Source organism: Lysinibacillus sp. NPDC097195 (assembly GCF_044762075.1).
In the GTDB taxonomy this organism is placed as follows: domain Bacteria; phylum Bacillota; class Bacilli; order Bacillales_A; family Planococcaceae; genus Lysinibacillus.
The window spans coordinates 916,614-928,570 of sequence record NZ_JBIWDP010000001.1; the positions used below are offsets into that span (position 1 = coordinate 916,614).

The following is an 11,957-nucleotide window of genomic DNA, read 5'->3' on the forward strand; positions in this document are numbered from 1 at the left end:
GCAGGTGTTCAAGTGGGATTTTCATTTACTCATTTTCCAACATTCAAAACACAACGATTTATTTTACGGCAAGCTGTTGTAGATGATTGTCATGATCTTTTTGAATTGTATTCGGATGAGGAAGTGACTAGGTACTTGCCTTTGGCACCATTTGTCACGATAGAAAATGCGTTGGATGAGTTAGATTGGTATGACACGATTTTCAAAGAACAGACTGGTTTAAGATGGGTAATTGAAGTAAAGGAATCAAAAAAGATAATTGGAACATGTGGATTTCTAAACTATGAACATGCACATAATCGCATTGAGATTGGTTATGATTTAATGCCGAGCTACTGGGGAAAGGGCGTTATGAAAGAGGCACTGCAATGTATTATTCCATTTGCCTTTGAAACGATGGCCATACATAAAATTGAAGCAAAAGTAGAACCAGCAAATCAAGCATCTATCACCTTATTAGAAAAGTTGAATTTTTTTAAAGAAGGCGTATTAAGACAACATGAATTTGAAAAAGGAAAATATATTGATCTTGCTATCCTCTCTCTATTAAGAAGTGAATATAAAATATAATCCCTAGCTTATACTAGGGATTTTTAAGTTTGTTTTTATTTATTTTCTTTTTGTTGCTCTTTGTTTTCATTCGAATTTTTCGCTTGTTCTTTCGTTAAATCATTTTCTTCACGAATATCTAAATCATCAGGACTTAAATCAGACCCGAATTCTTCTTTTGCAATGTCCTTTTTTTCTTTTGGCATCAATATCACCTCCGATTACTAAAGAGTGTCCAATTCACCATAAACTATACTTGTTAGCTACTATTTCTCGTAGTGTTTCCATTCACTTGTCGACTTTATATCGCCATAAATAAATAATAATACGAGTAATATAATTTGTTTTTTATAGTAATATTGGAATATAAGTATATCGGAGGTAGTATATGCCTGATTTATTGTTGGTTCTTTTTTTATTTAACCTTTCTTTATTTCTTTTACATGAAATGGATGCAATTAGGCGCTCGGAATGGCGTTTGTTTATTGTGTTAAAGGATTTGGAAGATTCCAAGGCTTATAAAATATTTACATTTATTCATCTTTTTCTTTATGTAATCATATTTTCCTTCCTCTTTAGTCAGTATCAAACGGCCCTTTTTTTGGTCCTTGATATATTTTTTATAATTCATGCAGGTCTACATTTCCTTTTTGAACGCCATCCTCGCAATGAATTTAAAAATTTATTTTCAAGATCAATTATTTATCCAATAGGGATTATTGCTATCGTTCATTTATTATTATTAATTATCCAGTAGGGTTCTAAAAATTCATTAGAAAAACCAGAATTAACTTCTACATGAAGTAGCATAATTCTGGTTTATATTTTTACAGAAATGAAATAGCTGTGTTTAATTCGAATTACAGATTGTGCCAGTTTTTATGCCAGTTGGGCCATTAAATCCTAGTATTGTATCAACTACTGTATTTGTTGCAATATCAATAACTGACACTGTATTATTCGTTTGATTTGTTACATAGGCAAATTGTCCATTTGGTAAGATTGTGACTTGGTCAGGTGATGTACCTACAGGTATTGTTGCAATGACTAAATTTGTAGCTGTACTTATGACAGATACAGTATCACTACCTTTATTGACAATGTAAATCAGCGTGCCATCAGGTGTTATTGCAGTGCCAACTGGTCCGGTCCCAACTGGAATTGTATCAACTACAGTATTCGATGCTGCGTTAATGACTGAAACCGTGTTACTATTTTCATTCGTAACATAAGCAAATTGACCATTAGGTGTAAATACGATCGATCTTGGACGTATTCCTACAGGTATTGTTGCAATGACGACATTCGTAGCGGTGTTGATGACTGAAACTGCATTTGAATTTTCATCTGCTACATAAGCGAACGCACCATTTGGAGTAAAGGCAATTCCCTGTGGCTGAAGTCCTACTGGTATCGTAGCGATTACTGTATTCGTAGCTGTGGCTATGACAGAAATAGTGTTTGAACCATGATTCGATACATAGGCTAGTGTACCGTTTGGAGAGATTGCCACACCAAGTGGATTAATGCCAACTGGAATAGTAGTGACTACCATATTAGTTGCCGTATTAAAAACTGTCACATTATTTGAAAAAAGCGCAGGAACATAACCAAATTCACCATTTGGTGTAATTGCCACTTCTAATGGAGCACTTCCAACTGGGATAGAAGCCACGATTGTATTAGTTGCCGTATCGATTACGGACACTCTATTATCAGGCGTTTCCGCTTGACCAGCATCCGTTACATATACGAGGTAGTGACAAATGGGTTGTTCGGGTTGTTCAGGAATAAATGGTGGTTTACAACAACAATTACAACAAAAACCGCAACAATGACAATTACAGCTTGGATTGGATTTAAATTTAAACTTTAGAATTTTTTTAGGTTCTTTTTCCATGCTAAACCTCCTTTCTATCATATATTGATAGAATATGTAATCAGAACTTTTTTCCCTATACGTTCCACATTGCTAGGAAAAGTTCTGATCAAAGGAGAGGCTTAAGCTTAATTTGCTTTTACGAAATTGATTTCCATTAAAAAATGACTTTCATTCTGAATCTTTTTCACTATAGAAAATCCACATTTTTCGTAACATCTAATGGCTCTTGTATTTGAGATTTCAGGGTCTACTATAATAACCTCTGCATCAGTTGTGTTAATAATGAAATCGATAAAGTGACGAACCATTATTGTTCCATAGCCTTTATTAAATAAACTAGGATACCCTATAAATTGGTCTATACCATAAATCACTTGATTCTCTGTATAGCCAAATTCTTTTTGATCGTTGGCCTTAATTATGTAATATTGCATATAGCCTATTGGTAAATGATTTAACTCCACAATAAATGAAGAAACTGGGCTTTCTCCGAGAACACGTGGTTCATACTTTTGCTTAACTTGTGCTAATGAGAAAGGTGAATTAACATCCCCATAAAATTCTAATACTTCTTTTGTACTTAGCCATTTAGCCATTATGGCATAATCATTCTCAGTCATTTTTCTTATATTTATAGGATTCGGTAACATGGAATGTCCCCCTTATATACATAGCCTAACTTTTTCCAATATTATACCATATTATTTTTGCGTTTATTAAACAGTGAAGGTTCATAAATATAGGTTGAATTTTCCAAAAGGGCACGGCAAAATAAGGTTAATGCAAGTTAAGGGGGATGAAGATGGAAAATGTGACGATGTTTGAAATCATTGGCGTTTCGATTGACCCTATTTATAAAGCACTAAATCAGCTTAGTGAAGATGAAGAAATCTTAATTGGCAAATATACCATTCGCAAAACAGCTAAATTTTACGAAATTGAAAATAACAGTCTACATGAATGTTTTAAAGAAAAAGAAGTGTGCTATCAGTTTTTAACTAAATTACTTCACAGTAATTGATAAACAGAAATTACATTGCCAGTATAACCGCAAAAAGGACTAATTGTTTTGGGCTAGTTGTAAATCACCTAGGTTAATTGTCTATTTTAATCATTCTTTTATGAATACATTAAATGAAGACAGGGGTGATTTTATGCCGTTTAGTTTCTATAGAGGGAGAATTATTAACGATAATCATTTAAGTGAGTGTACAAAAAAAGATGCGATGAAAAATAAATTATATAGGTTCAAATGTAATGATGGTGGATGCAGTAGCTACGATGAAAATACACAAAATTTATCTGGTATTACTGGTCCACCTGGTCCACAGGGGCCACCAGGTGCAACAGGTTCAACTGGACCACAAGGAATCCAAGGTGTAACAGGTGCGACAGGTGCACAAGGCAACCAAGGAGTAAGGGGAGCATCTGGTATACAAGGACTTCAGGGAGTGAGAGGAGCCACGGGCGAGCAGGGAATTCAAGGCGTAACAGGAGCAACCGGTGAGCAGGGTATTCAAGGAGTAACGGGAGCAACCGGTGTACAAGGAATCCAAGGTGAAAAGGGAGCAACTGGCGAGCAGGGAATTCAAGGCGTAACAGGTGCAACCGGGGCACAAGGAATCCAAGGTGTAACAGGTGTGACAGGTGTGATAGGTGAGCAGGGAATTCAAGGTGTAACAGGTGCAACCGGTGTACAAGGAATCCAAGGCGTTACAGGAGCAACGGGCGAGCAGGGAATCCAAGGGTTAACAGGTGCGACAGGTGAGCAGGGAATTCAAGGTGTAACAGGTGCAACCGGGGCACAAGGAATCCAAGGTGTAACAGGTGTGACAGGTGAGCAGGGAATTCAAGGTGTAACAGGTGCAACCGGGGCACAGGGAATCCAAGGCGTAACGGGAGCAACGGGCGCACAAGGAATTCAAGGCGTAACGGGAGCAACCGGCGCACAAGGAATTCAAGGTGTAACGGGAGCAACCGGCCCCCAAGGAATTCAAGGAGTAACAGGAGCAACCGGCGTACAAGGAATCCAAGGCGTAACAGGAGCAACCGGCCCCCAAGGAACTCAAGGACCAACAGGAGCAACAGGTCCCCAAGGAATCCAGGGAGTGACAGGAGCAACCGGCCCTCAAGGAATTCAAGGACCAACAGGAGCAACCGGCCCTCAGGGAATCCAGGGAGTGACAGGAGCAACTGGCCCGCAAGGAATTCAAGGACCAACGGGAGCAACAGGCCCTCAAGGAATTCAAGGACCAACGGGAGCAACAGGCCCTCAAGGAATTCAAGGAGTAACAGGAGCAACCGGCTCCCAAGGAATTCAAGGAGCAACGGGAGCAACCGGTCTAACCGGACCAACTGGACCAACAGGAAACCCGGGAATAACGGGAGCCACTGGACAAAGTGGACCTGGATTAATGGAAGTTTTTCTTTCTACGGATCAGTCAGTTGGAAACAATGATTTTCTTGGTACAGGTACTTCTTCCGCTTCATTTGTAAGGTGTTCGCTTGTTATCCCACAAAATGCTACAATTACAAGTATAACCTTGAATATTAGGGATCACACATTGAGTGCGGGACAAACAGCTTCTGCTCAAATATTTACGAGTACAACATGTGGCTTTACAGCGCCAGTAGCGACAGGCGTTCGAGCTACAGTTACTGGACCAAGCTCGTCTACTACACCGAATTGTTGTGCAACGCAATCTGCTAATTTTGCAATACCTGGTTGTACCCTTTTATCCGTTCAAGTAACAACAACTGGTGGTGCTTTTTCAAATGGTGTTTCCGTAACCATCTTATTAACTACCTAGTAATTTAATTGCAATTTAATATAAAGATTTCTAAAGGCTTTGGAAGTTTTACGTTGTGTAAAATTTTCAGAGCCTGTTTCTTTTGAAGATGTGAATAACTTCTATTTGATGAATGTTCTGTTTTACTATAATAGCCAAATACTGTATGATTTTTGTTATAGAAAATCATTTAGAAAAGGGTGATTATTTTTGAATATCGAGTTTATTAACAGCAAAATTTCAGAACAGTTATTAAGTGGAACAGCTGAAGTAAGTTTGTTTTTAATTGAAAAGATAAAGAACAATGATGGATTAAATTATTTATCGTTTAAGCCCTCTTTGAGTCGTTCTTTACAAATAGATATTTTAAAAATTATTCAACCAACTATAGATAAGCTAGTAGGGAAGGAACAACTTGAATTTAATGAAAACGGTCGACCAAATGGCGTTGTTGAATACTGTCCATCATCTTATATAGGAATAACCTATGAACATTTATTAGCGAGCTTGCAAAATCCAGCTGAATTGCTGAATGAAGAAACAACAAAAGATTTATACTGTATAAAAATTGAAATAGAGTCAGGGAAGTTAGCTTATTTCTTCAATCGCATTCCTCCGTTTAAAAAGTTTTCAAAAGGTCTTTGGGGAACTTTAGCAGATGCTACTTTTAGAAAAGTAGCAGATTCGTTGATTGGAATTGAAGCGGGTTTTGATTTACTTATTTATGAGGATGAAGTACTGGTAGTAAACAATGTATCTGTACAAAGAATATTTGATTTAAAAACAAAGTATGTGCAAAATACGAATTCTGTCTTATCGGCTTTTGAAGAAACAAATAAATTTGAGGGCTTTGAACAGTTTAAAATAGATAGCATTGAAGATGGTAATATTGTCAAGAGAGTTTCCAGGTTGATGACAAAGCCTGAGAGAATGACGAGATTTGTTGAAAATTTTAATAAAGTAGAAGAAATTATTATGGAATTTGACTTAAATATAGAGTTAAACGAAGAAAAAACAAAAATTAAATATACAGATAAAAAACAATTGAATGATATAGTCAAATTACTGAATGATGCTTATTATAAAACGGTACTAACTGGTGAACGGGGAAGAGATGACTTAAGGTAAATCTTCAAGAAAGGGTGAGGGATAATTGACTAATCTTTTTAAGCTATTGTTGTTTATTTCGTCCTATTCTCCATTGTATATAATGGTTGCTCTTTCCATAATCCCCTATAATGATTTTAATTTGAAGTCTATTGTTCACGATAAAATGACGCTTACGGTTTTTAGTATATTACTTTTTTTATTTATAGTGTCATTTTTGCCCATTTGGTATATTACGAAATGTGAATTAAACAGCACGATTTTAGGGGAGCGTGTATCCCGCAAAAATGAAGAAATTTTAAGTTATTTAGTGACATATATCGTGCCATTATTAGCTATCGACATAAAAGAAAAAAGTACATTGGTTACAAATATGATTTTATTTATTGTAATTGGCTATTTATATATTAAGTCTAATTTAATTCATGTAAATATAACGTTTTTATTGTTTGGTTGGAACACTTATGAGGATGAACTTGGGCGTATCATCATTTCAAAGGAAAATCCGGACTATTTTTTGAGAATGAATCTCGGTAGTAATCATTTACGTGTTAGACAGTTGGCAGCTAATATCTATTTACATAGGTGTTAGGAATATAAAGTAGCCATCCTGTGGTTAATGTGAAACTGTGCAATGACAAGTTAGCCTGCTGAGAAATAAAACCGAAAATAATCTATCTCTGAAACGATGAAAGCCACTTCAAAAAAATGAAGTGGCTTATTTCTATCAATTTAATTTTTCTTCGATTGAATTATTTGATTATTGACAAATGCTTGCATGAAAAATAGCTCGTTATCATTCGGCTCTCTTTTATTTTCTACCTTGAAACTTTCAATGGCATTGTCTAGAGAGCTTGAATTTACAGCTGAATTGGCTGTTGTTAACTCTTCCCAATATAGTTGCATTTCATTTGTGTCACAAATGGATTCATGTCCTAGAAGAAACATTTCGGCATTATACTTTTCAATATTCTGAATCATGGGCGCTAGTAATGACTGATTAAAATGGTAAAGTGCACTTTTAGTTGTACCATAGGCAGCATCACCTAAAAAAATAACTTTTTCATCAGGAATATAAACAATCGTAGAGTCATCTGTATGGGTACTTGTGATTTTTTCGAGCATGCAAACCTTATTGCCCAAATCAAGTGTTAAGGCATGTTCGAAAATTATCTGGGGCGTATTCAACTTAAAATGTTCCCTATTGGGCATTTCAGTTTGAATTATTTCCTTACATAAAGTATTCATTTCATTATTATTTACATAATGTTGCAAAGATTGATCGTCAAAGGAATATTCGATCCATTTTTTCATTAATTCATTTGTCTGTTTATTAACGATAATCGTGGCATCAAATTCATTCATACCTAAGAAATGGTCCCAATGCGCATGTGTAATAACTAAATATTTTACAGGTGGTACGTTTAATTTCTCAATCTCAATTAAGAAATCTTTAGCGTGTTGCGGGGAATTCCCAGCATCGATAATTAGACTGGAATGATCACCGCAGACTAAGCCTAAAGTTGGTTGTTCTTTGTCATTTTGATTTGATAAATAATAAATCGTATCACTTAATTTATTTAGCATGTTATATCTCCTCTTCATTCGATAGTTGTTTATGAATGAGAAAATCTACATGTTTTTAACGAAGTTAATAATTTAAGATTTTCTCAATTAATGTTTTACCATCGGACTAGCACCTCCATTCTAAAATTAACTATAACACGGTTTTGTTAAAAATAGAAAAAAATGTTATTTCTACGAAGCTGTTAAATTACTATTACAATACCTTCCTCGAACATAAAATTTAAATTATACGGAAGTTGTAGCTCGCTTGTCTTCTATATAAGTGAGGTTGTAACATTCCAAGAGCTAGGAGGAGTGAATTCACAAGGATCGATTGTAGGTTTGTCCTTTACGCTTGGTCCATTCGTAATGTAGGGAATGAGGAATAGGCTTGTGGATAACGAAAGTACACAATTTTATACATTGAGGCATACTCCTTCATCAAAAGTAAAAAAAGTTTTTTTATAACATATGTCAAAAACAAAATAGTTGTGCCAATTAGTGTCTTGAATAAATACTTGGCATTGAGAAAAAATATATTTTTGGTATAATTACCATTAAATTCAATACGCCGAAAAGGAGAGCCAAATGAAATGAATCAATATCCAGCGATTTGTTTTATGGGCATTATTTTTCTTTCAGGATGTAGTCCACTCATAATGAAATCACCACAAGAACAGTCTAAAATAATCGAATCAGAACCAGTTGCTATACAAGACAAGCAAACAATCAAAGATGAAAACATCAGCATGAAAGACAAGGGGATAGAAGTGATTCGCGCCCGTATGATTGATGAACATCTCGTTTCAACAATTGGTGAAAGTAAAACCTATTTCCAAACTTATAGTGATTTGAAAGTGAAGGTACATATTGAAAATACAGGCACAGAAGGTTTTATTTATAAAATTCGTAACTTGGAGGATTACCAAAAAGTAATCGTCTCGGGCATATTGAAGACAAATGAAAGCTTTCAACAAGTCTTTGATCAATTACCAGAAGGATTTTACGCAATTTCGACCGTAGTTGAAGAGGAAGATATGCCAATCCAAATCGATTTATCATTAAAAGTGGATTTAATCGAGTATGAGTAAAGTAATTAGGAGGTGTAATTTGAAGAAAATAACTTTACTAATTATGCTTTTAGTAGTTGTCATCTCGAGCTATCAAATGAAAGATAAAATCTTTGTTTCAACAACTAGTTCTCAAAAAAATATAGAGGAATTTTTCGGAAATAAGGATATTTATAATACTGCACAAGCGAAATATGGGATTTACATATGGGAGTAGATCAAAATGCAAATTTATTGGTTGTTGGCATGGATGTATCAAATCAAAAATACAAAGAAGATGTCAAAAACTATATGAATCACCATCTACAAGCCTATCATTTAAAAGAGTATGAAGTTGAAGTGTATGTATACGAAAATGGAAATAAGTGAAATGAAAGGAGACTTACTATGAAATTAGTTTTCATATTTGGACCTCAAGCTGTGGGCAAAATGACAGTAGGACAAGAATTAGCAAAACTCACTGATCTGAAACTTTTTCATAATCATATGACCATCGATTTAGTAGGTCATTTCTTTGATTACGGAACGACAGAAGGGAAGCGTTTAGTCAATTTATTTCGAAGAGAAATATTTAATGAAGTCGCAACGAGCAATTTAGAAGGATTGATTTTTACGTATGTATGGGCATTTAATTTACAAGAAGATTGGGATTATGTAAAACAAGTCGCCCAGCTATTTGAGGATAATAATGGAACGGTGTACTATGTAGAGCTAGAATCTGATTTAAATGAAAGACTTCAGCGAAATAAAAGTACTAATCGATTAGAACATAAGCCATCGAAAAGGGATATTGAATGGTCTGAGAATGACTTATTACAATCGATGGACGCGTATAGATTGAATTCTTTTGAGGGAGAAATCACCTTTACTAACTATATGAAGATAAATAATACCAATATCAGTGCAGAACAAGTTGCTAAGATAGTGAAGGAAACATTTCAACTGTAATATGAGCAATTGAAAAAACAAGAAGGATCAAAGTATGTAAAATAAAATTTGTTATTAGGAGAGGTGCTTATGATAAAATATCCAATTTTAGAAGAAGGAGCAACTATTGGCGTTACAGCTCCATCATCAGGGATACCAAGTGAACTGCACGAGTTATTGAAAACAGCATGTAATCGTATGGAACAGAAAGGATATAAGCTGTTTTGTGGAGAAACTGTCTGGACGCAAAATAAGGCAAAATCTGCTCCTGCCCAAAAGCGTGCAGATGAGTTTCAGAAAATGATAACAAATGAAGATATCGATATTATTATTCCACCTTGGGGTGGGGAACTACTTATTGAGACGCTTGAATTTATTAATTTTGAACATATGCCAACTAAATGGATATTAGGTTATTCAGATATTAGTCTTTTATTATTAGCCATTACATTAAAAACAGGTATAGCTACCGCACATGGTACAAATTTAATCGATTTACGAGGTGAGTATAGTGATGAACTAACAGCAAAGTGGGAGCCTGTTTTATCGCTAAAAAAAGTTCAATCTATACGACAACATTCTTCGAAACTATATCAAAAGGAATGGCAGTTTGATCAGCCTTCTCCATATGTTTTTCATTTCACAGAGAAAACAATGTGGAAATCGACTACAGGGAATGCAGTTAATATGCAAGGGCGGTTACTTGGGGGATGTATTGATTCGATTAGCCATTTAATTGGCACTCCATTTGGGGACATTCAATATTTTAAAGAAACCTTTATTCAAGGAAATACTGTACTATGGTTTTTTGAAAACTGTGACTTATCCACTACCGATTTACGAAGGACCCTCGTACAAATGAAGTTAGCGGGATGGTTTGAAAATTGTTCAGGAATTATGTTTGGAAGAAGCGGTGCTGCAATCTCCGTAGAAAATTATACACTTGAAGATGTCTATAGAGAACTTTCCGCGGAGCTGCAAATACCAATTATCTACGATATCGATTGTGGCTATTTACCTCCTCAAATGACTTTGATCAACGGTGCGTTTGCTGAGGTGCAATTCCTTAACGGTAAAGGGACTGTTTTGCAACATTTTATTTAGAACGAACACTATTCCTCATATAAATCGGATAATTTAGTATTTAAAGCATCTATTTTCGTTATAAATACTTTGTAATCATTCATAGTAATGGCTATACCTTTTCCAAAACCTTCTTCACGTAAAATGGATCGTAGTTTTTCAAAATAAGCTATACCTTGAGATGTAAAATGGTTGTTATCGAAAAAATTATTTCTTTTATATGTTTTTAATACATTTATAAAAGAAGACTCAAACTCTTTCTTGCTGCCAATAGAAAGCTCATCTATTAGTTCTACAGAGCGACTTATTGTCATTAATGAATGTTGCAATTGTTTATCTACATCTTCAACTTCTGTCCAGGCTGTTTGCATTTGGTTGCCAATAGCCGTCTCAATAGCAATGAATTGCAGCTGAATTTCATTGGCTGCACTTTCTTTTGCCTCATTCATCTTATTATAAAAGAAAAAAGATAAGAAAATTAGCGTCATATTCAAAGCGAAAGAAATAATCAATATTAATTTTTTTATATTCATCATTAGCCTCCAACAATTAAATGTCAGGTTAAAACTTCAAACCTTATAAATTCAGCTTATCAAACGAAGGGGGAAAAAATGAATAAAACCGATGGAAATGTTTGTTTAGATTATTCATGGGAGCTAGTTGGGTTTCACCATGAAACAAAAGAGATACTAAAATTTTGTTGCTCAGCTCAGGTAGTAGAAATGCTCTTTCAACAAATTGTTAAAAATTCATCGAATGAGTTTTTCGTGTTCCCAGCAGAACTAAGAGAAAATCTTCAAGCAGTAGTTAATAAAGGTAGTATCACATTAGAATTAATTCATAAGTTAACGACATTAGACATGGATTGGCTTAATTCTTTTATTCAAGGAAATGCGTTAGATTTAAAATTAAGTCCATCTAAATGTGTCACTTTAATAGAGATTTTGACACGATTAAATGATTAATATAGACATGGCATGTAAT

The 11,957-nt window shown here is 34.8% G+C and carries 17 protein-coding genes; 12 read left to right on the plus strand and 5 right to left on the minus strand.

Going from position 1 to position 11,957, the window contains the following annotated elements; translation table 11 throughout:
* Positions 1-12: 12 nt before the first annotated feature.
* Entirely contained in the window at positions 13-570 is a 558-nt protein-coding gene (locus tag ACIQXI_RS04660; RefSeq protein ID WP_402922076.1) for a GNAT family N-acetyltransferase, read from the plus strand.
* A 35-nt stretch (positions 571-605) separates the two neighbouring features.
* Here the strand turns inward: ACIQXI_RS04660 and ACIQXI_RS04665 are convergent, their stop codons facing one another.
* A complete protein-coding gene (locus ACIQXI_RS04665; RefSeq protein ID WP_402922078.1) occupies positions 606-755 on the minus strand; it encodes a hypothetical protein in 150 nt (49 codons plus the stop codon).
* Positions 756-937: 182 nt separating this feature from the next.
* Between ACIQXI_RS04665 and ACIQXI_RS04670 the strand changes: the two genes are divergently transcribed.
* Complete coding sequence (locus ACIQXI_RS04670; protein ID WP_402922080.1) at positions 938-1,306, plus strand: DUF6713 family protein; 369 nt, start codon at positions 938-940, stop codon at positions 1,304-1,306.
* 93 nt (positions 1,307-1,399) lie between these two features.
* Here ACIQXI_RS04670 and ACIQXI_RS04675 read toward each other — a convergent pair whose 3' ends face one another.
* The gene (locus ACIQXI_RS04675; RefSeq protein ID WP_402922082.1) at positions 1,400-2,449 is read right to left on the minus strand and encodes a beta-propeller fold lactonase family protein; all 1,050 of its coding nucleotides are present in this window, start codon (positions 2,447-2,449) and stop codon (positions 1,400-1,402) included.
* Between the two features lie 107 nt (positions 2,450-2,556).
* Positions 2,557-3,081 carry a GNAT family N-acetyltransferase gene (locus ACIQXI_RS04680; protein WP_402922084.1) on the minus strand — a complete coding sequence of 175 codons (525 nt, stop codon included), beginning with the start codon at positions 3,079-3,081 and terminating at the stop codon, positions 2,557-2,559.
* A gap of 152 nt (positions 3,082-3,233) precedes the next feature.
* On the opposite strand from ACIQXI_RS04680, the gene ACIQXI_RS04685 reads away from it, so the two are divergent.
* From ACIQXI_RS04685 to ACIQXI_RS04700, 4 genes are all read left to right on the plus strand, one after another.
* On the plus strand, positions 3,234-3,452 hold the full coding sequence (locus tag ACIQXI_RS04685; RefSeq protein ID WP_402922085.1) for a hypothetical protein: 219 nt from the start codon (positions 3,234-3,236) through the stop codon (positions 3,450-3,452).
* Between the two features lie 133 nt (positions 3,453-3,585).
* The gene (locus ACIQXI_RS04690) at positions 3,586-5,241 is read left to right on the plus strand and encodes a collagen-like domain-containing protein (protein WP_402922087.1); all 1,656 of its coding nucleotides are present in this window, start codon (positions 3,586-3,588) and stop codon (positions 5,239-5,241) included.
* Between the two features lie 189 nt (positions 5,242-5,430).
* Positions 5,431-6,348: a DUF4868 domain-containing protein gene (locus ACIQXI_RS04695; protein WP_402922089.1), complete on the plus strand. Its 918-nt coding sequence runs from the start codon at positions 5,431-5,433 to the stop codon at positions 6,346-6,348.
* Between the two features lie 25 nt (positions 6,349-6,373).
* The gene (locus ACIQXI_RS04700) at positions 6,374-6,919 is read left to right on the plus strand and encodes a hypothetical protein (RefSeq protein WP_402922091.1); all 546 of its coding nucleotides are present in this window, start codon (positions 6,374-6,376) and stop codon (positions 6,917-6,919) included.
* Between the two features lie 140 nt (positions 6,920-7,059).
* Here the strand turns inward: ACIQXI_RS04700 and ACIQXI_RS04705 are convergent, their stop codons facing one another.
* Complete coding sequence (locus tag ACIQXI_RS04705; protein ID WP_402922093.1) at positions 7,060-7,914, minus strand: MBL fold metallo-hydrolase; 855 nt, start codon at positions 7,912-7,914, stop codon at positions 7,060-7,062.
* 572 nt (positions 7,915-8,486) lie between these two features.
* Between ACIQXI_RS04705 and ACIQXI_RS04710 the strand changes: the two genes are divergently transcribed.
* The 5 genes from ACIQXI_RS04710 to ACIQXI_RS04730 all read left to right on the plus strand — a co-directional run bounded on the left by ACIQXI_RS04710 (position 8,487) and on the right by ACIQXI_RS04730 (position 10,994).
* Positions 8,487-8,984, plus strand: coding sequence for a hypothetical protein (locus ACIQXI_RS04710; RefSeq protein ID WP_402922095.1), 498 nt, complete (start codon positions 8,487-8,489; stop codon positions 8,982-8,984).
* Positions 8,985-9,003: 19 nt separating this feature from the next.
* Complete coding sequence (locus tag ACIQXI_RS04715; protein ID WP_402922097.1) at positions 9,004-9,180, plus strand: hypothetical protein; 177 nt, start codon at positions 9,004-9,006, stop codon at positions 9,178-9,180.
* Positions 9,171-9,332: a hypothetical protein gene (locus ACIQXI_RS04720; RefSeq protein WP_402922099.1), complete on the plus strand. Its 162-nt coding sequence runs from the start codon at positions 9,171-9,173 to the stop codon at positions 9,330-9,332. Before ACIQXI_RS04715 ends, ACIQXI_RS04720 begins: the two co-directional genes overlap by 10 nt.
* 18 nt (positions 9,333-9,350) lie before the next feature.
* A complete protein-coding gene (locus ACIQXI_RS04725) occupies positions 9,351-9,911 on the plus strand; it encodes an AAA family ATPase (RefSeq protein WP_402922101.1) in 561 nt (186 codons plus the stop codon).
* A gap of 69 nt (positions 9,912-9,980) precedes the next feature.
* On the plus strand, positions 9,981-10,994 hold the full coding sequence (locus ACIQXI_RS04730) for a S66 family peptidase (protein WP_402922103.1): 1,014 nt from the start codon (positions 9,981-9,983) through the stop codon (positions 10,992-10,994).
* 8 nt (positions 10,995-11,002) lie between these two features.
* Here the strand turns inward: ACIQXI_RS04730 and ACIQXI_RS04735 are convergent, their stop codons facing one another.
* Positions 11,003-11,506: a hypothetical protein gene (locus ACIQXI_RS04735; protein ID WP_402922105.1), complete on the minus strand. Its 504-nt coding sequence runs from the start codon at positions 11,504-11,506 to the stop codon at positions 11,003-11,005.
* A 78-nt stretch (positions 11,507-11,584) separates the two neighbouring features.
* On the opposite strand from ACIQXI_RS04735, the gene ACIQXI_RS04740 reads away from it, so the two are divergent.
* Positions 11,585-11,938 carry an HTH domain-containing protein gene (locus ACIQXI_RS04740; protein WP_402922106.1) on the plus strand — a complete coding sequence of 118 codons (354 nt, stop codon included), beginning with the start codon at positions 11,585-11,587 and terminating at the stop codon, positions 11,936-11,938.
* Positions 11,939-11,957 lie beyond the last annotated feature (19 nt).